This is a genomic window from Geitlerinema sp. CS-897 (assembly GCF_028368005.1).
Taxonomy (GTDB): domain Bacteria; phylum Cyanobacteriota; class Cyanobacteriia; order Cyanobacteriales; family Geitlerinemataceae; genus Baaleninema; species Baaleninema simplex.
This window is the reverse complement of the sequence record NZ_JAQNCQ010000150.1, coordinates 1-23,968: the sequence shown is the minus strand read 5'-3', so window position 1 is coordinate 23,968 and position 23,968 is coordinate 1. Positions and strand designations below refer to the sequence as shown.

Sequence of the window (23,968 nt, the reverse complement as noted above, 5' to 3'; positions counted from 1 at the left end):
GCTGATGACGCTCTTCTGCTGTCAGGCGCACAATGTATTTTTTCTGCATGGGACTCCGGCTCGCTCCCTACAGATTACCTCAATACTCCCGTTAACCCTAATTCTTAGAGTTGACGCTGCACTAGCTTATCGGAAACGGATTCAGTATCAATCTATAGCAACCCTAGATGATTCGTGGGTAGTAATGAGGAGTAATGCTACTTTGGCTTTTAAATTCTTGCCACAGCAAGGATTGTACCCGACCAGCATCATTAGAGTGCAGCACTACCGATTCGTGGAAAGACCGACCCCCTAAAGCCTTGCTATAGCTAGATCGAGGATCCACAAGTGATTTAGAACTGCTATATATCCAACTCTATTTTTATAAAGACAAAAAAAATGAACGAATCTTTAAATTCTAATTCGCGATCGTCCATTGTAAACGATTTCGTACGGATACTTATCGTCACGATCGGTTTTGCAACAGCGTTATTTTTGGCATCGGGAGCGATCGATTGGCTGATGGGATGGGTGTATGTTAGTCTAATTGCCACCAGTCAAGCGATCGTTGCAATTTTCCTAATTCAAAAAAAACCAGACTTAGCTAGCGAACGTGTCCACTTTGTTGGAAAAAGAGATCTCGATCGCATCTTTGCAGGCATCATGGCTTTTTACAGTCCGCTCGCCGTCTCTATTGTATCTAGCTTAAACTATCGATACGAATGGCAACCTTCTATTCCGTTCGGTCGATCGATCGCTTTAGGAATTGCCATTCTCGGTATTGGCCTAACGATTTGGGCAATGACGATCGATTTTTTATGAAATTGTCGTTAAAAAGTGCAGTAAGCGACCGAACTGACAGCGATCGAATCAAATAATTTGTTGCTAGTTTAATAGTTAGCGAACCATGAGTTTTTTAATTAAAGAGTTTGTACCGGAAGATCGTCTAGAAGACAAAGAAATTTTACTGTCATCTTTTTTAGAAATATGGAACAGTCCCGAACACTTAAAATATCTCAGCTATACCCTTAAACCACTCGAACGAGATTTAGTGATTGCTTGGATCGAACATCACGAACGATCGGGAATTCGTTATTTCTGTGCCGTAGATCGAGACGAGCGAGTTGTCGGAATTGCAGTTTTAAAGATTAACGCAATCGATGGTTTTGAATTATATGGCTTAGGCGTTCGACCCAATTTCAAAAATCAAGGAATAGGACGTAAATTAATCGAAGCCGCGATCGACTTAGCCCAAAAACTTCAATTTAAAGCGATTGAAGTTATCGTATTTGCCGACAATTCAAAAATGCTACGACTGGTTATATCACTGGGATTTATTCCGATTGCCATCAACTATCATAAAAGGGCAGATGGCGCAGACACTGTTGTCTTGAAGAAGTATTTATCTTAATAGCACGATTCTTTTTACCACATAGAAATCGCAGATCGACTCAAAATACCTCTCGTGCCGACGTACTTAAAAGAGTGCAATTTCGATTCCAAATTTGCATTGAGAGAAACCTTACCCTCTCGAAGCCAAACAGTGAATATCGATATCGTCACGCTCGATTTCAAACCCATCTGCTGCAATTCGACTGGACTCGTAGAAAGTACCACAGGCTGGAAGCCCGTACGACATGGGATTGCCCTTTTTGGAATTACTTTGTAACGGATTTAGGATGGCGAGAACAAAAACCAAGTGATTTAACAGTACTTAACACGTCTCGTGTAAAACTTTGAGCCGATCTTGTAAATCGGCCATCAAGCGTTTCGCACTACGTTTTGGCGCACCATCAAAATAGTCGTTGACGTCCATCGCTTCAGCGATCCGAACTCGCACGTCACAACGCCACGTTGGGGTTCCCGTACTGTAGCGAAGGCTGATGGGAACGACACGAATTTCAGTATCGGGGTGTTGTTCGAGAACTTGCATCGCCAATCGCCCTAATCCGGGTTTCATGCGATAAATTTGTTCGGGGTCGGGATTGCTTTTTTCAATATTTCGTTTGACGAAAAAAATGTTCGCTTCTGGAAAAATCACGAGCATTTCTTGCTGTAACAACAAGTCGATTCCGTGTCGCAAACTTGCAATGTTTACACGGTTTAAATTGACGGGAAACGCCCCGAGACGGCGGACGATCCAACCTTGAACTCCCTTCGTTTCGTTGGCGGAGGTCATGAACCTGGGATCGCGTCCGGTGACGCGACGACCGGCGAGATAGGCAACGAGAAGGGGGTCCCAACGAGATCGATGGGTAGGTGCGAGGATTACCGTTCCCGACTGGGGAAGGTTTTCTTGTCCTTGTACGTCGATATGTCGGAAATACGCAGGTAATACGACATAGTGAGCGAGAGGATAGAGAATTGCACTCAGCCACGGTGAGACTCGAGATGAGACTGAGTTACTGTGGTGAGTTTTGGAAGTTTTGGTGTGTTTTTCAGGCAAGTTTAGCTGAGTCATGTGGCTCGATGGCAGAAGACAAACGCAACCCTGACGTGGGTAGTCGTCTCCTACCTTAAGCCTATCGCGTTTGCTTGTCTGCGAAACTGCGGACAGTTTAAAACGGTGTCTGTGCTTTAAAACCGCGATCGATTCTGAACAGGGGAGCTTCTTCAGGGAAGAGGGAAGACGGGTAACAGTTTCTCCTCATCCCATCATCTCCTCACGGGTGACTGTTGACTGCTCACTGTTGACTGCTCGCTGTAGGCGACTCCAGCAGTCGGCGGGCTAAGGCACAATCGAAATAGTTCGCGTCTGCGAGGGTTCCTGCATTTCCCGATAGCACTTCAAACGAGGTATCCGGTTCTCCCAAACTCCCGAGGACTAATGCTGCACCGCTAAACTCACTGTGACGGGTATAGTCGTTGACGATCGCGACGGTTGTTAACCCCGCACTGATAGACGCTTGTAAGCCGTGGGGGGAGTCCTCGAACACCAAGCAGTCTTGAGGGGTCAACGCCATTTTGTCGAGGACGTAGTGGTAAATGTCCGGGGCGGGTTTTTTCGCGGGAACGATATCTCCGGCGGCGATTTCCTCGAACCAGTCGGGATCGAGGTGTTTTTCGAGTAACGCGATGGCGTTGGGAAGGGCGCTGGTGGTGGCGATCGCCAAACGCAGATTTTCGCGGCGAGCTTCGTCGAGGAGACGTTTGACCCCCAAACGCAGGGGAATCGCGCCGTCGTGGAGGAGTTGGCGGTAAATTTCAGTTTTGGTCGCGTGGAGGCGACGCACAAAGGCGTCGAGGTCGCTGGGAGGCTCGAAATCGCTTTGGTAATGGTGGATGTAGTGTTTGAGGCGTTCTTTTCCCCCCGAAACGGAAACGAGTTTTCCGTAGAGTGCGATCGACCAATCCCAATCGAGTCCAGCTTCCGCGAAGGCGCGGTTAAACGCGACGCGATGTCCGTCTCGTTCGGTTTCGGCGAGGGTTCCGTCTACGTCGAAAATTAACGCTCTGAGTTGAGACATGGTTTTTTTCAGTCGCCAGTCACTAGTCGCCAGTCGCCAGTGAAGACAGTTGAGAGTTTCTGCAAGACAAGTGAGGTAAGCTTGTCAATTATCGATCGTCAATTATCAATTATCAACTGCCAAACGGTGGCGTCCGCTTCGGCGATCGCGATCGCTCGGTTGTCGGGGCGAATTGCAATCGAGACGATCGCGTCTTCTGAAGCGTTGACGCGGGAACGGGGAATTTGCCAGCGTTCGACGGCCTGTCCGTCCAAAGTCCACAATCGCACTAAACCGTCTCCATCGACGGTGGCGAACTGCTGGCCGTCGGGACTGAACTCGGCGTCAACGGCGGCGGATCGATGGCCGCGCCAACTCTGGACGGGTTCGTCAGCGGCGACATCGAATAGGGACAGGCTTCCGGTTTTGGCTAGGGTCAAGAGGATCGTGCGATCGTCTCGTCCACTGGTGCGCCAGCGAAAGCGATCGCCCGGTAAGGTGGCCTTGAGACCGCCGTCTAAATTCCACACGCGCACGCCATCGCGCCCCTCGACGCTGGTGGCGATCGCCGTTCCGTCGGGACTGAACTCGGCGGCGGCCGCACCGTCAGCGTCGGGTTGGAGTTGGGCGAGTAAATGTCCGGTCGTACTCCAGAGAAACACCGTCGCGCGATCGCGTCCTTGCATCAACACCCGCGTTCCGTCGGGGCTGAACTGTACGCGCCAGGGCTGTCGGTCGCCGCGATCGAGACGCGCTACGCGATCGCCCGAGCGATCGTACATCCATACGGTTCCTACCTTGTCGGTCGCGACCCAACGATCGCCCGTCGGGGAAAACACCAACGCCTCGAGTCCCGCAGCGGAACTCTCGAAATCGAGCAGTTGCCGACCGTGGCGATCGTACGACACCACTGTTGTCTCGTTAAGCCCTTTCACCGCCAATCGCCGGCCGTCTGGACTCCAAACCAGAGTTTCGATGCTCCCCGAATGCTGGAATTTCGCGACGGCGTCCCCTTGGTGCGTCCAAATTCCCACCGTTCCCTCATCGACCCCCAGTAGCAGCCAGTATTGACTGTCGGGCGACCATTGCAAACGATAGACATCGTCGCCCCACCCGAAGTTCGTCAGAACGCGATCGCGGACCTGTCCGTTCGGGTCGAGTAGTTCGACGAGGGTGTCGCCGTCTTCGCTGGGCGTCAGTCGGGCGATCGTCTGTCGGTTTGGACTCACCTGTTCGGCCGCCACCGCCAATTTAAAGCGATCGGAACGGGGCGCGTCGCCGTTTCCCAGTCCCACGAAGCCGTCGGTCGTATAAGAAAGGACTCCGAAGCCGTCTGGGGTGAATTCGAGAGCTTCGACGCGAACGTCGTCGTTTTCTGGTGTCGCTTCCGCCGATAAGACTCGAGCGGCTGCGTCGAGGGGAAGTTCGATCGTGCGATCGCTCGGTTGGGGAGCGACGGCGATCGCGCTGACGAGAACGGCGAAAAATAGGGGCAGAACGCTCGATCGACTCATGGCTCACAACAGGCAACTGTTGAAAACCGTAATCGAGGAACCTCACAGCTATAGAGAAACAGGGGACAGTTTACAAACCTCCCCGACCTTTTCCGGTTTCGCGCTCCTTCTATAACTTCCCTTCGTCTTTCCCCGTTCCCTGAACGCCACGCACGATGCGGGACAGCTCGGATTTTTCATTGACGGCGATCCGCGAAGGAGAACCGCTAATGATTCCTTCGTAGTTGCGGAACGAGTCTTTAATTTCGGGGCCGTTGGCGCTGATGGTGTATTCGCGAATGCCCGTATCGTGCCAAGACCCACGCATTTTAAAGACGTTGATCGCCCGCGACATTTGCCCGCGAATTTCCACGTACTGCAACATGATAATGGTGTCGGTAATCGTAGAAATGTGGGAATCCGTAATCGAGTGCGACCCCATAAATTGATCGGTGGTGTTGGTGAAAAAGCCCGTAATTTCTTCTTGCTTGGCGTAGCCGGTCACACCGATCACGAACTGACGAAAGGCATTGTTACTGACACCTCTTGCCAACGCAGACAGAGAGTCGATCGCGATGCGAGAGGGCTTGAAATCGACGATCTCAGTTTTGATGATCTGCAAGTGATCTTCGAGACCTGCCGATTCCGGGTAGGCGCAGAGGATTTTCAACAAGCCGCGCCGTTCCATTTCCTCGAAATCGATGCCCCAAGAGTAGGCGTTGCGAAGCAGTTGAGCGCGAGATTCTTCGTACGCGAACAGGATAGCCCGTTCGCCCTTGAGACAGCCTTCTTGGGCAAATTTGCTCACCAACAGCGTTTTGCCCGTTCCCGTGGCACCAGTGGCGAGAATGATGGAGTCCTTGAAGAAGCCGCCGCCACACATTTCGTCGAGAGTGGTAACGCCCGAGGACACGCGCACGTTGGACGATCTCTGTGTCAGGCGCATCGCCCCGAGGGGGAAGATATTGATGCCGTTGTTGGTCATCGTGAAGGGATATTCTCCCTTCATGTGGGTGGTTCCCCGCAGTTTGAGAATTTCGATGGTGCGGCGACGCCGTTCGCCTTCGAGGACGTTACGGACGATGACCACGTTATCCGAGACGAACTCTTCAACGCCGAAACGAGCGACGGGGCCGTATTCTTCGATGCGTTCGGTGGTCATAACGGTCGTAGCGCCGAGTTGTTTGAGGCGTGCCACCAGGCGAAAGATTTCCCGACGGATGACGGGGGCGGCGTCGTATTGTTGGAAAACGGCGGTAACGGAGTCAATGGAGACCCGTTTGGCTTTGTATTTGCGAATGCCGTACTGAATGCGCTCTATTAAAGCCGACAGGTCGAAGTTTCCCACGACGTCTTGTCCTTCGGGGTCGGGGGAGGCATCGAGGATAAACAGTTTGCCTTCATCGACGAGTCCTTGTAAGTCCCACCCGAAACTTTGAGCGTTTTTGATCAAGTCCGTGGGCGATTCTTCAAAGGTGACGAAGACGCCGGGTTCGTTAAAGTAGGTGATGCCGTTGTAGATAAACTGAATGGCAAACAGGGTTTTACCCGTACCGGAGGTTCCGCTCACGAGGGTCGTTCGCCCCCTCGGAAGCCCTCCGTGACTGATATCGTCGAAGCCCTCGATACTGGTGAGGATTTTCTCGACCGCTTTTATTTTGCGTTGGTTCTCCCGATCGGATGTACTTTCCATGTTTTTATCGAGACGTTTTTATCAAACCGTTTTTCAACCGTTGAAGGCAGCACCGTGTTATTGTACGTCCGATTCGCGATCGTACAGTTCTTCGTAGAGTAAGTCCAATCCGATCAAGACTTTTTCTCGGTCGGACAGGTCGCCGATAATTTTACGCACGGGAGGCGGCAGAATTTTGGCGAGGGTGGGAGTGGCGAGGATTTTATCTTCTTCGGCCAGTTGGGGATTCTTCAAGACGTCGATCACTTTGAGAGCGTAAACCCCTTGAAACTCCTGTTCGAGAAGGGTGTTGAGGGTCTTGAGCGCTCGCACGGAGTTCGTGGTGTTTCCAGCCACGTAGAGTTTGAGAACGTAGGTTTTTTTGGGGGGAGTCATACGCGCGATCTTCTATCTTAATTGAGGTTACCGAACTTGTCAAACAAGGCTGGGTCGCTGGAGAGGCGCACTTTTTTTAGGACTCTCGAGGAATCGATCGCCGATACATTTCGCATAGATGAGCGATCGTGTCGATCAAGGTCAGGCGGTAATCCAACAGGATTTCTTCGCTTCGTCCTTCTAATTTTAGCTGTTTGGAAAACTCATCCATTAAATCCATATGAATTTCGACGATATGGGTAACTGAAATATCGGCAAAAAACGCTACGTTTACGAATTCATCTATTGCTTGGTTGAGCGTTGCATCTTTAGAAAAATAGTCAAGGACAATTTGACGGTAAAGTTTTTGAAGTTCTTGGAGCAGTTGAGCTTGTTCTGCACGCGGTAAGTTTCTTAAAAACCGTTGGGGGTTCCGTTTATAATACACGCCTAAGTATCCTAATCGTTCCCTCAATTTATCGGCGAGCCGCTGTTGTTTCTCCATCAGAAAGCTTTCCGTACCGGCCGCTTGCATCGATTCGGGGGCAACGGATTCGGGCGATCGCTGGGTGGGGGACAGTTGGAGGAAACCATCGATCGCCCGGTCGATCGCCTCGAAGACGCGAACTAAGCCGTCGACGTTCAGGTAAACTTCAGCATCGTGATAGGTAAATTCCTCGTTGGCGGGCGATATTTCGTCTCGATCTTGGGACGGGGTAAGAATAACAGACGGTAGCAAGACTTTGGTTTGCTTGAGCCTTTCGACGAGGGAAGGGAGGTGTTTGTTTTCTTCGAGGATCAGACAATCGAGGTATTGTTTGTTCCGCTCGACTAATTCGACGAACTCGCGTTCGCTCGTGCAGTCAGTCACGGTATAGCGATCGCTGTCGAGACACTGTTGTAGTGCTTCGACCAGGGTTTGTGTCGGAACGAAGGTGCAGATAGAGAGTTGAAGTAGCACTGAAACACAAGGGAGATTGAGGACGGTCGAATTTTGGCGAAACAAGATAAGATCGATCGAGCAGCCGTATCGAACGGAATTTAATTTTTATTTAAGGTTATTGTAACTAATTGAAATAATAACCTGGAAAGACTTTTAATTCCAAGCGCATCATAATAAATAAGGAGGAGAGGAAAGGTCGGAGAGCGTGAAGACTGTCTCGTGTGCTTTCCCAACAGATTTATGGTTCGAGTCGCCCAAACCATCGTGTTCTGCCCCGAGCTGAGGGAATTTACCCATAACGTACCCGTCTGCCCCGATTCGGTGGGAGTCGCAACCGCGATCGAGACGTTGGGAGCACGCGATCGCGCCGTTGTCGTTGGCCTGCGAAATCAGGTGGTCGGGACAGTGGCGGCCGAGAGCTTACAATCGGCGTTACAGGCAGGAATTCCCCCAGACACTCCACTGGCAGACTTGGGCGATCGCTATCTCGAACCCGCCCTAGTCCTAGTCCTGTCAGCATCGCTAACGTTCGATCGCTTGCAAGGGGACGTTCCCAACTGGAACAGTGTAGCGTCAGAGGTGGTGTTCGTCGATGCTGACGGTGAAATCGTCGGCCTGCTCGATCGCCAGCAGTTGACTCGGGCCTTCGCCGAACGATCCGATCGCAAACCCTCTGCGATCGCCATCGAAATGCCCGGCCCGCCCCTCGCCTTTCTCGTGCGCCTGCTCGATCGCTTGCCCGTTCCCTGCGAGTTACAGACAGATTCGGGAGTGGCGATCGCCCAAAACTCCGCTTGGCATAGCTGGTGGGACTCTCTGAACGAAGGCGAAACCGATTGCAGTGCCGCGCACCTGTTCGAGATCGGTTCCGAAACCGACAGCGGCTACCTCTATGCCTGTCGAGCAAAAAACGGCGAGCGACAACTTTGGCAACTGACGCGGATCGCGTTAGACGATTTATACGTTCCCCCGGATCTCCTCTCGACTCGAAACGCCCTCCCCGACGCCTGGTTTCCCTGGACGCCTTTCGTAGAAGCCCTGCCGTTTCAACTGTCGGCTGGATATCGCGTGCGACCTTGCGATCTCGCCTTTTCCCTTCCGACTACACCCGATCGCCTCTGGTTGGTTTTAGCCCGCGACGTGACCGATCGCCAAAAACGCACCCAAGAACTCTCGGCCAAAAACGCCGATCTCCTTCAGCTCGATCGCCTCAAAACCGAACTGCTTGCCTGTATCAGCCACGAACTCAAAACCCCCCTCACCGGACTTTTGGGGTTGTCCAACCTCCTGCAAAACCCCAACTGCGGCCCCCTCAATCCCCGACAAACCGAGTACGCACGACTGATTTACCGCAGCAGCCGTCAAATGATGACGGTAGTGAATTACCTCTACGATCTGACTCAGATCGAAACGGGGGAACTGACTCTCAAGCCCCAGCGAGTTTCCGTGCGCGACTGTAGCCGACAAGCCGAACGGCAAATCCGCCAAGCTAACGAAGAGATGGCGTTGCCGACCTTGAGTTTAGAGGTGGCGACCGATGCCGAAACCGCTATTGCCGATCCCGTGCGACTGCCTCAAATTCTGTCGTACCTGCTTTGGAATGCCATCGCTCGCACGCCAACGGACGGCCGAGTGGGGGTGTGCGTCGAACGGTGGAACGGCTGGATCGCTTTTTTGGTCTGGGATACGGGGATCGGGATTCGCGCCGACGCTCAACCGTTCGTCTTTCAAAGCTATCAAGAGATCGTCCCGGCGTCCGACCTCGAGCGTACTGTTCCCGTGGGGTTGAGCTTGATTTTGGCTCAGCGGTTGGCGCGGTTGCATGGGGGTGAAATTAACTTTACGTCTCAAGAAGGTGGGGGAAGCCAGTTTACCTTGTTGCTTCCGCTACGAGATCTCGACGATCGCCGAGATTTACCAGCCCCAGCGAGCGATCGCCGCAACCCTCGCTTTTCCCTCGTCGTCGATGCCGATATCGCCCGAGCGACGCCTTTGATCGATGCCCTCAGCGATGCCGATTATCGAGTGTTTCTGGCGCGATCGGGTCCAGAAGCGCTCGCAAAAGCGCGACAGTTGCGCCCCGGTAGAATTTTTCTCCATCCCACCTTGCCGATTTTATCGGGATCGGACGTGCTGACGTTGCTGAAAGCTGATGCCAAAACCCGAGATTTATCGGTGGTGTGGGTGACGTCAACGAGCGATCGCCCGAAATTACCCGATACGGTTGATGCCTGGCTAGGTTTTCCCCTCAACCGACAAAAACTGGCTGAGATTCTCGGCGATTCCCGTCAAGCGACGACAACAGAAATCTCGCTGACGGTGTTGTGGCTGGTGGACGCTGGAACGATTGAGGGATCGGATGAAGCGCGATCGCCACTCGATCGCCTGTTCCATCAACATCACTATCGCGTGGTAGAAGTGGACGACCTCGAACAAGCCGACATATTGGCGAAAGTTTGGAAACCGGATGTCGTGCTGCTCGATCGCACTGGCAACTCTGACGATCCGACCGCGTATTTAGAGGCGTTCGTCCAACATTTAGATCTCGTTTCGTTGCCGCTCGTGACTCTCGATCCGCTCACGACGACCGTAGCGAATCGCGTGTTTGCCGAGCGTAACTTACCGCTACAGGTGTTTCCCTGTCTGGCAGCTCCCGATTCAGTTTCTCCCGTTTCGGGGGTTCCGGCCGTGTTGGAAGTGGTGCGAATTGCAGCGCGATCGACGCCACCGACGGCGTGAGATGTTTTTGGCGAAACTGGATCGGTTTTTGGAGAAAGGGAGAAAGGGAGAGGGGGAGAGGGGGAGAGGGGGAGATTTAGACTCTTTTTAAGCAATCTCGCTGCTCCCCGTAGGAATATTGCCGACAACGCTCCTACTGCGAACCTCGGCTCGTTTTCGAGCGTGGCTCTCACCTAGAACTGATGGAGTTTTGGAATGGACACAACTGGACTCGAACCAGTGACCCCCACGATGTCAACGTGGTGCTCTAACCAACTGAGCTATGCGTCCTGACGATTTCTAATCGTAGCACAGCAATTTATGAATCCGCAACCCTTCGATCGAATTTTTTTTAAATGGGGTTTAACTCACGGTTGGGGAAGGGGAGTGTTTCTCGAACAGGTGAAACTGCGACTCCGTACAAACGCCGTCTAGCTGCTTATCCCAGCCATCGACGGGAAGTTGGGGAAGATAGGCGAAATCGAAGACGATCGCGATCGCACGAACTTGTTGCCATTGGGGAAGGCTTAGCAGGCGATCGTAGAACCCGCCACCGTATCCCAAGCGGTAGCCGTTGGCGTCGCAGGCGACGGCGGGAACGAGCATTAAATCCACCGACGCCGGAGCGATCGCCTCGGCTTGTGGGTGGGGTTCGCGAATGCCAAACGCGCCGTCTACGAGGGGATCTCCAAGGTTCCAGTAATGCCATGTTAGGGATTTTCCCACACAGCGAGGGAATCCCCAGCAGCGATCGCCGTCGATCGCGGGACTCAAATCCGGTTCGCCGCGAAAACTGAAATAACCGAGGACGGTTTTCGCCGATGCGAACGTCGAACTCGAATGTAATTGACGACAGATGCGATCGCTGCGATCGCGCCGTTCGGCTTCCGACAGAGACTGGCGGGTTTTCAAGACAGAGCGACGCAAGCGAGATTTGTGGGATGTTTTCGAGTTGAAATCAGTCTTTTTCGATTGCACTGTCTTTTGAAAAGGATAAAACAACAGAGTCTGCGTTATGATATTGCCAGTTTACACAAAGTTTCGCTCGATTTCAAAGATAATATCAAGAAGCTTTTTTTAAAGTTTTTTTGAATTGTATTCAATTAAAACTAAAACGATCGCACTCTATGTATCTAGATAAATTTCATCAGAGATTTTCAGAAATTGGATATTTAATTCTCAAGCAAATCGTCCCCTGTACTTTAAAAGAGGTGCGATCGCTCGAAAATCAGCTCGGTTTCAAATTGCCAGAAGCTTATCGGGAGTTTTTGCAGTGGGGCGGACATAATGCGGGAAGAATTATGCAAGATTTTGACTTTTCTATCGAATGCCTCATCGATATTCAGGAAGATGCGAAATATTTTTTAGAGGAAGATGAGTCCGATCTAGAACTCCCCGCGAATGCTTTTGTTTTTTTATCGCATTACAATGGCTGGTTTATGTTTTTTAAGGTAGAAAACTGCAATGAAGACCCTCCAGTTTATGCCTACGGACAGTATCGAGACAGAAATAAAAAATTGCGAGAATTTCCCTTGGCTTATCCCTCATACAGTAATTTTTTGATATCTTGCTTAGAGGAAACAGCACAACTCATCAAAAATAGATATAAAAAGTAACGATGAATCGCCAGAAATACTCCCTAAAAAATAATGGAACGGCGATAAAATACTGAGACTTTAACAAAGGGGGCGATCGCACGCGATCGGTCGAACCCCTATAATGACAATTATTGTCAAAGCCAGTCTAGCCTCTAACCGTACAGACTCACGCCAATATGACGATCGCGATCGACTTTGGAACCAGCAATACCGTTATCGCTCGGTGGAACGCCGCCACCGAACGCCCCGAACTCCTCAAACTACCGGGATTGACACGACAGCAAGGTCAAAACCCTCCCGTCGTTCCCAGCCTCGTTTACGTGGAAAACGCCGATACCGAGGCGATCGCCGCCGGACAAAGTACCCTCGATCGCGGGTTGGACGTAAAATCCAATTCCCGCTTTTTCTGCAACTTCAAACGGGGGATCGGCTCCGATATCCAAGGATTTCTCCCCGAACTCGACGGAAAATCCATCACCTTTGAGCAAGTAGGGACGTGGTTTCTCGATCGCCTGTTCGACGCCGTTGGCGACGTTCCCCTTCCCCTGGATTCCCTCGTTCTCACCGTTCCCGTCGATAGCTTCGAGGCTTACCGACATTGGCTCGGCGGCGTTGTCGAATCTCGCGATATCGAACAAGTGCGACTCATCGACGAACCCACCGCCGCCGCCTTGGGATACGGTGTCGCCGAAGCGGACGTTTTGCTGGTGGTAGATTTCGGCGGTGGAACCCTGGATTTGTCTCTAGTTCGACTCGATCGCGGAATCCAACAACAACACAATCCCCTCGGCTTTATTCTCAAATGGGGGGATAAATCGTTTGCAGAAAAATCCGGTCAGAAAGTACAAACGGCGCAAGTCTTAGCGAAATCCGGGCAGAATTTAGGCGGTGCAGATATCGATAACTGGTTGGTCGATCGCTTTGTCGAGACCCAAAATCTCCCCAAAACCTCGCTCACCACCCGCCTCGCCGAACGGTTGAAAATTCAACTGTCGTTGTTAGACAGAGCCAGCGAAGTCTATTTCGACGACGAAACCTTTGACAGCTACGAACTGACGCTCGATCGCCCCGCGTTTGAAGACATTCTGCGAGAACATCAGTTTTTCGATCGCCTCGACGACGCCATGACGCAAGTATTGCAGCAGGCGAGACGCCAAGGACTCGAACCTCGGGACATCGACGCCGTTATCTTAGTAGGTGGAACCTCTCAAATTCCAGCCGTTCGCAACTGGATACATCAATACTTCGAGGCGGATAAAATTCGCAGCGATCGCCCCCTCGACGCCATCGCCACCGGAGCCTTACAACTGACCCAAGGCGTCCAACTCAAGGATTTTCTCTATCACGGGTACGGCATTCGCTACTGGAACCGCCGCAACAACGCCCACGACTGGCATCCGATCGTGCAACCGGGTCAACCTTACCCGACAGAAAAACCCATCGAACTGTGTTTGGGAGCCTCGACGGAAAACCAACCGAAAATCGAACTGGTTATCGGAGAGCTGGGGGCAGAAAACACGGCAACCGAAGTATACTTCGACGGCGATCGCATCGTCACTCGCAGCGTGGGGGGCGATCGCACCGTCAAACCCCTCAACGACACCGACGCCGGACGCACCATCGCTCATCTCGATCCACCCGGTTTTCCGGGGAGCGATCGAATTAAAGTTCGATTTCGCATCGACGAGCGGCAGTTTCTCCGCATTACCGTCAAAGATTTACTGACCTTGAATACCTTGCTCGACGACAAGCCTGTCGTGCAGTTGAGCTGAATCGGGGGGACAGTCCAACGGCATAAATCGAGCGTTTCCATACGGTGATGGCGTTGCCACTAACTCCATCGAGCCGTTGTCTCGCCGTTGCCATCCCGTCGCTTCTACGAGAAGCGGTGCGATCGCCCGTTCTTCGCGCTCTGTTTCCTCGTTCGAGGGAGTTTCGATCGGTCGAGTCGAATCGCGAATCTCCGTCTGTCGCATATCGATCCAAACGTTGTGACCCCTTAAAACATCTGTGGGATCGGGAGGCAAACCCCCGTTTCCCGTGACAACGAAAGTATTGTTCGCCGCCGTCTCGCAGGCTGAGACCACTTGCGTCTCCGGATCGATGGGAGCGCTACTTAACTGCACGAATGCCGAACTGGTGTCGATTTCCGGTTGCGTCACGGCCACGATGCCGTCAACGCCCAGTTGAGAACTGGCAGCAATGTGACTATCGCGAGACTGAAACAAACCTCGAGTCACGATCTCGATGTTTCCGCCCCGACCTTCAAAGGCATTGGCGTCGATGCTACTTCCTTCTAACAACGCGATCGTGTCGGCATCGATCGCGATGTTGCCCCCGTTACCTGCTCCCCCCGCTTCAGCACCGATCTGGCTCTGGCTCGTTAGCTGCAAGCGATCGGCGTTGAGAAAGACATTTCCCCCTTCTCCCGATAGGGTAGATGCCGTAATGCCAGCATTGCTATCGAGGATGGCTACGTCACCCGCATTGATGCGAACAGTTCCCCCGAGTCCCAAACCCTCGTTGAAGGTGCTAACCCGACCGCCATCGGCGATCGACAATCGGGGGGTAGAGAGGATTATGTTTCCAGAATTTCCAGAGAGTTCGGCCGCCTCTCCAAAACTGTCGGGTAGAGGGGTGGCGGCCGATTGGACGGCTGAAAAAACTCCCTCACTCGGTACTTCTCCTCGGATATCGATGAATTCAGCCGCCTCGATCGCGATCGTCCCGGCATTTCCCAGCCCGAACGTATTCGTACTGATTGCCCCACCGTCGCGCAGCACCAGCCGTCCTGTGGAGATCGTCACGCTGCCGCTACTCCCGAGGCTAAGACTGTCGCTGGTGATGCCGGAACGGCTAAACGAATCGAGCGGCGATATACCCACGGCCTCGATCGACTCGGACACGTCGAGTACGATGTTTCCGCCCCGACCGCTGACAATGGTGGACGCACTAATCTGACCGCCATCGGCGAGGTACAAGTTCCGGGCCGATACCCGAACGTTACCGCCATTGCCAGAACCGAACGTTAGGCTATTAATGTTCGACGTCGTCGGATTGACTGAAAGCGTCGAGATCGCGTCTGGATTGAAAGGGGCTACGCCCGAGAGTTCGATGGATTCGGCCACCTCGATCGTCACGTCTCCCCCCCGACCGCTGCCAAATGTGCCAGCAGTAATCTGCGCCCCGTCCCTCATGCGTAAGTTTGGAGTCGATATCAAGATATTTCCGCTGTCAGCAGAACCGGACGCGAGGCTGTTGATACTCGAGGCGATACTGGCATTGAAAGGAGAGATTCCGACGAGATCGATCGACTCGGCCGCATCGACTGTCACGTTTCCCCCCCGACCGCTGCTGAAGGTCGGCGCAGAGATCCCCCCACCGTCGATCGCGCGCAAGTTCCGGGTCGAGACCTCTACGTTGCCACCCTCGCCAGACTGAAACGAGAAACTCTCGATCGTGGAAGTATCAGCCAGATTGACGGACGATCCGCCAACGGCCTCGATCGACTCGACAGCGTTCACCGTCACGTTTCCTCCCCGACCGCGATCGAAGGTACCTGACGTGACACTCGCCCCATCCGCTAGATACAAATTCCGGGCTGATACCTCGATGTTGCCGCTATCCCCAGAACCGAGGGTGTAATTGAAGATCTCGGGGGTCAACACTGGATTGATGGGAGAGACCTCCCGCAGTTCGATCGCATCTGTCACCGTCACGCGCACCGATCCGGCGTTCCCTTCACTGTAGGTTCTCGAACCGAGCCGAGCGCCATCGCGCACCACCAGGCGACTGGCGAAGACTTCGACACTCGCCGCCGATCCTTGGGCGATCGTTTGGCTTTCCATACCACTCACTACTGTTCTCAAGGGATCTGACGTGGAGCCGATCGCTTCGATCGACCCGGATGCCCGAACGCTCAGGATGCCTCCACTTTGGGGTCCGGTCGTTTGAATCAACGCGAGGGAGCCATCGGTAAACGCGATATCGCGCCCTGCAATGCGTACGATACCTGCCCCAGATCCCGATGCGTCCGCCGTCGCCGCTTGAGAAAACCGAACGTCTCGAAAGCCCTCTACCCCCTCGTAGTTGAATTGCCAGCCCGCTGGGGCAGAATTGAGAGTCACGATGCCGTTTTCTACCGCCCCGACCTCGACTCGCCCGCTTTCTGCGGTGAGAATGCCTCCGGGCAGATCTACATTGCCCCCGAGGAGGGCAAGCGTCCGACCTGACTGCACCTCTAAACCCACATTGCGATCGGTGCGTCGCAAGCGTTGCCCTGGGAACGGGAAGCCGTTCGCCCGTAGAATATCGGACAGGGGCGTGTCTTGGGTCGTAAATCCGTGACCCGCACCGTTAACTTGGATGTCTCCCGTATTGGGGCCGAGTTGCAGACCCACGGGGACTGTCACCGTCAGCAGGGAAGTTTGGCTCGGCTGGGTGGCACTATACACCTCTCCGCCCTCGAACAAAACGCTCTCAGCGGTCGTACCGAGGAAGGAACCGCCGATGTCGAGGCGAGCGTTGGGACCGAAGACAATGCCGTTGGGGTTGAGTAGAAACAGATTTGCCGTTCCGTTGGCTCGGATTAAGCCGTCGATGTTGGAAATGTTGCGCCCCGTGACGCGAGTGAGGATGTTTTGAACGTCAGTGGCGTTGTTGAAAAAGGCTTCCGTACCTGTGGGAACCGAAAAACTGTCGAAGGAGTGAAAGAGATTGTTTCCGGCTGCCGTTCCTCCATCGAGGGTGTAAGTATTTCCTTCGATCGAAACTTGGGAGGGGTTTGCCAGCGTGCTATCGGGGACGATTTGTCCGACGGTTGGGGTAGAACTGAGTAATATGAGAAGTGCAGAATTTTTTAATATTCTTGATAGTTTGATGGTTGAAAATCGAACACCGATCGAAGTTTTCATTGTTGGTTTTGTTGGCGAATTTTTAGTTGAGATCTTTTGTTACAAGTCACCTCAATCATGCTGTAATTGTTTATACAATTTACATGATTTTTATCTCAACAATCCGGACACTTTTACATCGCCAACAATGAAATTCAGATTTCGAGTTCCTCGTTGAAGTTCGATGCGGACGACAGAGTTTAGATCGACGATCGCTCCTTACCCACTGTTTGGGGTATTGTCAGGAGCGATCGCGTTGTGATGTTTGACTCTTCCGAAGTGACTCTGCAAGAAATCGCCGAAACTCTTACAGGACAAGAGTTTTTGTCAAACTGTATGAAAAGGAGTTTCAAATCGATTGCATCCCTTTCCAGATGAAGGCTACAGGCATTTACTTTATATACCAAGATCGGAAGAGCCTGATGTTTTTTAACGTGCCGACAGACAAGGCAACGTCGAAAAAGGAGCCTGACGAGACGATCGATCGCTTATTAATTCTACAGTACCGTCAGCATCGATACGCCATTGAGTCGCTTCGACTAACTCAGAATCGCTCGCATCAGTTGGGGTTTCGCTGGGCGATCGCGTTGAAACCAGCGCCATCGTGCGATCGTCCTGGCGTTGCTCCTCCGTCGCTTCGACGAGTTGCAGCTGTAAACTGTCCAGTTCTGTAGAAGGCGATCGCCCTTCAGAATCCACCTCTGGCGGAGAAGCTTGAATTTCTGTCAACCGAGTATCCGTCCAAACCGTTTGACTTCGTAGAACATCTGTGGGATCGGGAGGCAAACCCCCGTTGCCAGTGACGACAAACGTATTTTCCGCCACCGCCTCGCACGCCGACGTCACCTGCGTCTCGGAATCGATGGGATTGCTGCTCAACTGCACGAACGCCGAACTGGTGTCGATTTCCGGTTGCGTCACGGCCACCACGCCGTCGATTCCTAGTTGGGAACTGGCCGTGATGCTGCTGTCGGGAGAGAGGAAAATACCCTGGGTAGCAATTTGAATGCTGCCACCATTACCTTCAAAGGCGTTAGCCGTAATCGTACTGTTTTCCAGAAGGGCGATCGCTTCGGCATCGATGGCGATGTTTCCACCATTTCCCGTACCACCCGCTTCCGCCGAAATGGAACTGCCGTTTCTCAATTGCAAGCTGTTGTCTAGACTCAGTTGGATGTTACCCCCTTCCCCCGATAGTGTCGAAGCAGTAATTCCTCCTTCTTCGTCGAGGAGAATGGCCTCGGCATTCACCTGGAGATTTCCAGCACTTCCAGTTCCGTCATTGCGAACGGTCACTTGTGCCCCATCAATGACGTTTAACCGAGGCGTATTAATTTCCAAGTTTCCCGGAGATCCAGAGGGTATCGGAGGGATTCCAAAAGCTCGTTGCGTGACTTCATCGACCCGATTGGCGCTAGCATCGATTAAGCTGGGATTAATTGACCCGGGTACGGTGCCGCTGACTTCCACCAACTCAGTCGCATTCAAGAGAACCCGGCCGCTATTACCACTAGCAACCGTAAAAGAAGCGATTCGTCCGCCATCTCGCACGATCGTTCTCGACGCATTTACAGTTGTACTACCGGCATTCCCCGTACTGTTAGTGCCGGAACCAATCAGGCTTGGTGAAATGATTCTGGGTTCGACTCCGACAACTTCGATGGTTCCAGTGGCGTTCACGACTACATTTCCAGCCGAACCCGCTCCAAAGGTTGTTGCCGTTAAAAGTCCTCCCCCACGAATACTCAGATCCTGCGTTGACACCATAACGTCACCGCCCGAACCTAGATTGTTGCTAACATTGGAAATCAAGCTCAATGCTAGGGGGTTACGGAGTGACGCGCCAGTGATTTCGATGGAATTGGTAGCTTGCAGGTTAATATCGCCAGCGTTTCCCTCTGCACTAGCTTGATTTAAAATTTGCCCTCCCTCGCGAATCGCTAACTGTGGGGTAGAAACTTCCATATCGCCCGTATTTCCCACACCCACGGTTGCTTGACGCAAACCACTGGGTAGCAGTCCGTCGGGCGTTGTCCCTATTAAGGTTAAAGACTCCGAAGCCCGCACTCGTAACTCGCCGAAGGTCTGCGGACCTTCGTTTTGCAGCAAGGCAATCGACCCGTCACTCAGCGCAATTTGCTCGCCGACAATTTGGAGCGAACCGACCCCGATCCCACTAACATCAGCGGCAGCTTGTCGGACGAGGCGAACGTCTTGAAAACCTGACACCCCATCGTAGTTCAAATGCCATTGGTTGCTACCGGGAGAGGATGGAGCTGTCAAACCCACAAACCCCTCTTCGACTCCCCCCAGTTCGATGTGTCCGCCTTCCGCTGTCAGCGTTGCGCCGTCTAAACGCACGTCACTCCCTACTAACGCCAAGGTGTGGCCGGGGTTGACTTGCAAGCCCAAACCGTTATCCTCTCGGACAATCGGCGCAAAAATTGGATTGGTTGTTGTGAAGCCGTGACCTCCACCGCGAACCCGAATCTCTCCAGTTTGCCCGCCCCATTGCAAGCCGACGGGGACGCTTACGTTGAGCAACGGTTGCACTTCGGGAGCCATTGCACTGAATTGCTCGCCGTTTTCAAAGACGATACTGTTGGCAGTTGTCCCGAAAAACGAACCGCCGATATCTAGCCGGGCGTTCGGCCCGAAAATCAGGCCGTTGGGATTGAGCAGAAATAGGTTCGCGGTACCGTTGGCTCGGATCGATCCGTCAATATTGGAAATATTACTCCCCGTAACGCGGGTGAGGATGTTTTCAATTCGGGTGGCGTTGTTGAAAAACGCTTCAGCGCCTGTGGGGATTGAAAACTCTTCAAAGGAGTGAAATAGGTTGCTTCCTGCTGCCGTTCCTCCCTCAATCTTGTAAAGACTGTCTTCGACTGTGACCTGAGAGGGTAAGGGAAGTGTTTCGTCGGGAACGATTTGCGAAAAGGCTGACGTTGAAGAAATAACTCCGAGGGTCAATACCTTGACGAACACAATTCCCGAATAAGCTATAGCAAGGCTAACTGATTTTTGAAAAAGCATCATTTTTTTGTGATTAGGAAAATTGAACAGTTTCAAATCGGGTCTTCGGAGTTTGAGGTGATAAGCGGATTTTATCCCTGGTCAAAACCTTTTCTGTAGGGGCGTCATGGCAATGCGCTCCGGTTCGATTTTGTATTATTCATAACAAATCCCACCGTAATCTCAGGAGACCCTTCAAATTTACAAAAAATCGGCTCTTTCGAACCTGGCGTGTAGGGTAAAATGCTGTAATTTTCGTCTGGCAATTAATTCCACGATTTTCAACTCCTTTTGAGTAACTTTAACTGAAAGTTCCGCCCAGTATGGTGTTCAATAATTTCGGCTTTTCCGACCTTGGTGTGTAGAGTAAATGCCTGTAGTCTGCCTCTGAAAAGGGATGTCGGAGTTCGTGACTAGAAATATATAGGGCTTGCTGAATCAATGTGAAATTTATACCTGGCAAGAGTTTTAAGACTTTTTTTTAAAAAGGTGCAGGGATTTCAGATCGAAACGCTCAAAAATCTTGCATTTTCGTCGACGATCGCCGATTTAATGGGGAAGCTAGAATCCGAAACGACCATTGGTCAAGCTGTACGACATTAGAATTCGCTCTGTTAGTCTTTTTGGCTCTTCCGAAATTACTAGGCAAGAAATCGCTGAAACCCTTACAGTATAAGAGTTTTTGCTAAACTGTATAAAAAGGCAGCTCAAATCGAGAAATCCCTTGCCAGATAAAGGCTACAAGCATTTACCCTACACACCAAGGTCGGAAGTGCCGTCTTTTTCAGCCAGCTCTATATATAGCTAGCCCAACTGATTCATGAAGTTCTGCGATCTGAAAGTCCTATAGAACGGCGATCCCAACTACAGAGGACATTCACAACTCAAATGATTTTGCTATCATTTGACACAAAAAAATCACAATTCGAGAGCCACAACTTTTGAAATATCGTAAAGTTATTTTTCCTGTCACCCTAAACTCCGAAGACCCTTTTTTATACAGTTCAGCGAAAACTCTTACCCTTTAAAGGTTTCAGCAATTTCTTACATAGTAACTTTGAAAGTACCCGTACGATTCAATTAGACTAGTAGTCTGTCACTTCAAATATGGCACGAAATTAAGTTAATGTCGATAGTCAATTGTATATTAATGCTGACGTATTCATACTTACGTAAATTTACGAATTCAACGATCGATAACTTGAGAGTAATCACCACAATTGATGCGATCGCCCCAACGATTCCCCACTCGATGTTGGGGGATCGAAACTAACTCGATCGTGCCGTTGTCTCGGTGTTGCCAACCGGTCGCTTCTACGAGAGGGAGCTGCGAACTGTCCAGTTCTGTAGTAGGCGATCGCCCCTCAGAATTCACCTCTGGCGGAGAAGCTTGAATTTCTGTCAACCGAGTATCCGTCCAAACCGTTTGACTTCGTAGAACATCTGTGGGATCGGGAGGCAAACCCCCGTTTCCTGTGACGACAAAGGTATTGTTCGCCGCCACCTGGCAGGCCGATACCACCTGCGTCGCCGGATCGATGGGTTCGTTGTGTAATTCCGCGATCGCCGAACTGGTATCGATTTCCGGTTGAGTAATTTCGACTAACCCATCAACACCAAGTTCGGAGCTGGCGGTGATGCGACTATCTGGCGACAAGAAAATACCCTGAGCTGTAATGCTGACATTTCCGCCGCTACCTTCAAACGCATTGGCGTTGATAAGGCTGTTTTCTAACGCGGTTAGGGTTTCGATCGCCAGGGTGATATTGCCGCCGTTCCCCGTACCGCTGGCTTCGGTGGTGATTTCACTGCCTCGACGCAGTTGTAGAGTGTCGGTGCTGATGTTGATATTTCCCCCCTCTCCCGAAGCAGTTGCAGCCGTGATGCTGGCTCGATCCTCGAGTCGGAGAAGTTCGCTCCTAATGTTGAGGCTTCCTGCAATACCTGTTCCCTCGTTGGCGACGCTGACCGAACCCCCGTCGGCGACGATTAGCGTCGGCGCGATCAGGGCGATCGTCCCAGCGTTTCCCGATGGAATCAGAGGCAGTCCGAACAGAACCTGAAACGGATCGTTTGCCTCTGCACTCGAGCCGATACGACTGAGATTCTCCGCTACAGCAGTCGTACTGCGAAGTTCGATCGCGTCCGAGGCGATCGCTGTAATGCGCCCGGCATTTCCACGACCGAGCGTCCCCGACGATACTCTTCCCCCATCGAGGACGCGCAGCATTCCCGTCTCGAGACGCAAATTGCCGCCGTCCCCCGATCCGAGCGTGGTCGTACTTAACGCACTACTCGTCGGCGCTACGCCGGGGCTGACCCCGCGAATTTCAATGCTCTCTGAGGCAATTACCGTAACGTTGCCACCATTTCCCGACCGAAACGCACTTGAAGACACAACGCCACCGTCGAAGAGGCTCAACTGTTCGGTTTGTACGGTTACGTCTCCCGCTCGCCCCAATCCGATCGAGCTAGTGACAATAACGCTAAAGTTAGATGGATTGAGTGGATTCGCGCCCGTCACCTCTACACGATCTACTGCGCGGACGCTCGTGTCACCTCCTCGTCTCGGACCGAACGTTTGCGTCCCCAACGCGGCTCCCCCTTCGATTCGTAAAGAAGGGGTTTCGATCGAGATATTCCCACCGCGTCCGTTACCGAGGGTGAGCGTTCGCAGACCGCTTTGAACGCTTCCACTGGCATCGAGTCCGATCGCGCCGATCGATTCGCTGGCGATCGCTTCGATCGAACTCCCGATCTCGGAATTGGCATGACTGATAAACGCGATCGATCCCTCGGTGAGCGTAATGTTACGCCCCATCAGACGGATCGTACCGCCCGTTCCGCTGGCATCGAGTGCCGAGGCTCGTGCGAGGTCGAGATCTCGCAAATTGCTGTTTGCCGAAAGGTCGAACGTCCAACCGGTAGAAGTCTGACTCAAGTTGACGGTTCCGGTGTCGAGACTCCCGAGTAATACGTTGCCGTTCTGGGCTGCCAGCGTTGCCCCCCGAAGCGTCAGACCGTTTCCGAACAAGGCGATCGTTTCTCCAGAACGAACTCTCAAACCTCCGCTACCACTTTGAAACGGCGCGAAGAAGGTCGGGTCGGAATTGACGACACCGCCTCCGGTTCCGGTGGCAGCGATCGCGCCCGAGACACCACGGGTATCGCGACCGAACTGCAAGCCGACCGGAACGTTGACGCTCAGAAGGCTCGAAGCCTGGGGATGGCGGGCGCTGAATTCTAAGCCGTTGTCAAACACGAGACTCTCGGCTGTCGTGGCAAAAAACGAACCGCCGAGATCGAGGCGAGCGTTCGGACCGAACACGATGCCGTTAGGATTGAGTAAAAACAAGTTCGCCGTTCCGTTGGCTCGAATTAACCCGTCGAGGTTAGAAATATTGCTTCCCGTGACGCGGGTAAGAATCTGTTCGACCGTCGTGGCGTTGTTGAAAAAGGCTTCGGCTCCTGTGGGGATGGAAAACTCTTCAAAGGAGTGAAAGAGATTGTTTCCCGCCGTCGTTCCACCTTCGATCTGATAGGTGGTGTTGTCAACAGTAACCTGAGAGGGGTTTGGGAGTGTTGCGTCGGGAACGACTTGTGAAAAGACCGGATTTGCAGTCAGAATGCTGAGAAAAAAAACTTCCGCGATCGTGACTGCTGGGACAGTTAAAAATTCTCTAGCATACTGGGGCGATCGGGTGCATCCCAGTTATGCAATGAGTAAGAGTACTTAGAGCGGTTTGAGAGAAGGGAGTTAAGCTAAAAGGAGTTGCCCAAGTCGGAGTCAAGCCTAGCTCATGGATGCTGAAAAACGTCGCCAAATTCAAGCTCACG

15 protein-coding genes and 1 tRNA gene are annotated in these 23,968 nt (G+C 52.4%); 5 read left to right on the top strand and 11 right to left on the bottom strand.

Features of this window, described 5'->3' with window-relative positions; genetic code table 11:
* The first annotated feature begins 378 nt into the window (after positions 1-378).
* Positions 379-801, top strand: a complete 423-nt coding sequence (locus tag POG22_RS09410; RefSeq protein ID WP_498904917.1) for a hypothetical protein — start codon at positions 379-381, stop codon at positions 799-801.
* Between the two features lie 85 nt (positions 802-886).
* On the top strand, positions 887-1,390 hold the full coding sequence (locus POG22_RS09405; protein ID WP_063714883.1) for a GNAT family N-acetyltransferase: 504 nt from the start codon (positions 887-889) through the stop codon (positions 1,388-1,390).
* Between the two features lie 303 nt (positions 1,391-1,693).
* On the opposite strand, the gene POG22_RS09400 is transcribed toward POG22_RS09405, so the two are convergent.
* The 6 genes from POG22_RS09400 to POG22_RS09375 all read right to left on the bottom strand — a co-directional run bounded on the left by POG22_RS09400 (position 1,694) and on the right by POG22_RS09375 (position 7,926).
* Entirely contained in the window at positions 1,694-2,440 is a 747-nt protein-coding gene (locus POG22_RS09400) for a lysophospholipid acyltransferase family protein (RefSeq protein ID WP_063714882.1), read from the bottom strand.
* Between the two features lie 223 nt (positions 2,441-2,663).
* Entirely contained in the window at positions 2,664-3,446 is a 783-nt protein-coding gene (locus tag POG22_RS09395; protein ID WP_063714881.1) for an HAD-IA family hydrolase, read from the bottom strand.
* 98 nt (positions 3,447-3,544) lie between these two features.
* Entirely contained in the window at positions 3,545-4,939 is a 1,395-nt protein-coding gene (locus POG22_RS09390; protein WP_498904916.1) for a WD40 repeat domain-containing protein, read from the bottom strand.
* Between the two features lie 109 nt (positions 4,940-5,048).
* Positions 5,049-6,611 (bottom strand): circadian clock protein KaiC, encoded by a 1,563-nt coding sequence (kaiC, locus tag POG22_RS09385; protein WP_498904915.1) that lies wholly within the window; start codon positions 6,609-6,611, stop codon positions 5,049-5,051.
* Between the two features lie 57 nt (positions 6,612-6,668).
* Complete coding sequence (gene kaiB / locus POG22_RS09380) at positions 6,669-6,986, bottom strand: circadian clock protein KaiB (protein WP_017662331.1); 318 nt, start codon at positions 6,984-6,986, stop codon at positions 6,669-6,671.
* A 76-nt stretch (positions 6,987-7,062) separates the two neighbouring features.
* Positions 7,063-7,926 carry a circadian clock protein KaiA gene (locus tag POG22_RS09375; RefSeq protein WP_223307321.1) on the bottom strand — a complete coding sequence of 288 codons (864 nt, stop codon included), beginning with the start codon at positions 7,924-7,926 and terminating at the stop codon, positions 7,063-7,065.
* A 222-nt stretch (positions 7,927-8,148) separates the two neighbouring features.
* Here POG22_RS09375 and POG22_RS09370 point away from each other — a divergent pair, with 222 nt between their 5' ends.
* On the top strand, positions 8,149-10,647 hold the full coding sequence (locus tag POG22_RS09370; protein ID WP_063714878.1) for an ATP-binding protein: 2,499 nt from the start codon (positions 8,149-8,151) through the stop codon (positions 10,645-10,647).
* A gap of 196 nt (positions 10,648-10,843) precedes the next feature.
* Here POG22_RS09370 and POG22_RS09365 read toward each other — a convergent pair.
* Positions 10,844-10,917 (bottom strand) — tRNA-Val (locus POG22_RS09365).
* Positions 10,918-10,989: 72 nt separating this feature from the next.
* Positions 10,990-11,604, bottom strand: a complete 615-nt coding sequence (locus tag POG22_RS09360) for a 5-formyltetrahydrofolate cyclo-ligase (RefSeq protein ID WP_498904912.1) — start codon at positions 11,602-11,604, stop codon at positions 10,990-10,992.
* Positions 11,605-11,753: 149 nt separating this feature from the next.
* Between POG22_RS09360 and POG22_RS09355 the strand changes: the two genes are divergently transcribed.
* Both POG22_RS09355 and POG22_RS09350 read left to right on the top strand, forming a co-directional pair.
* On the top strand, positions 11,754-12,242 hold the full coding sequence (locus tag POG22_RS09355; protein ID WP_498904910.1) for an SMI1/KNR4 family protein: 489 nt from the start codon (positions 11,754-11,756) through the stop codon (positions 12,240-12,242).
* Positions 12,243-12,400: 158 nt separating this feature from the next.
* Complete coding sequence (locus POG22_RS09350; protein WP_498904909.1) at positions 12,401-13,996, top strand: Hsp70 family protein; 1,596 nt, start codon at positions 12,401-12,403, stop codon at positions 13,994-13,996.
* On the opposite strand, the gene POG22_RS09345 is transcribed toward POG22_RS09350, so the two are convergent.
* The 3 genes from POG22_RS09345 to POG22_RS09335 all read right to left on the bottom strand — a co-directional run bounded on the left by POG22_RS09345 (position 13,943) and on the right by POG22_RS09335 (position 23,756).
* The gene (locus POG22_RS09345; RefSeq protein ID WP_498904907.1) at positions 13,943-17,137 is read right to left on the bottom strand and encodes a two-partner secretion domain-containing protein; all 3,195 of its coding nucleotides are present in this window, start codon (positions 17,135-17,137) and stop codon (positions 13,943-13,945) included. The genes POG22_RS09350 and POG22_RS09345 overlap by 54 nt on opposite strands.
* Positions 17,138-17,545: 408 nt before the next feature.
* Positions 17,546-20,155, bottom strand: coding sequence for a two-partner secretion domain-containing protein (locus POG22_RS09340; RefSeq protein WP_498904905.1), 2,610 nt, complete (start codon positions 20,153-20,155; stop codon positions 17,546-17,548).
* 1,162 nt (positions 20,156-21,317) lie between these two features.
* Positions 21,318-23,756 carry a two-partner secretion domain-containing protein gene (locus tag POG22_RS09335; protein ID WP_498904919.1) on the bottom strand — a complete coding sequence of 813 codons (2,439 nt, stop codon included), beginning with the start codon at positions 23,754-23,756 and terminating at the stop codon, positions 21,318-21,320.
* Positions 23,757-23,968: the final 212 nt, after the last annotated feature.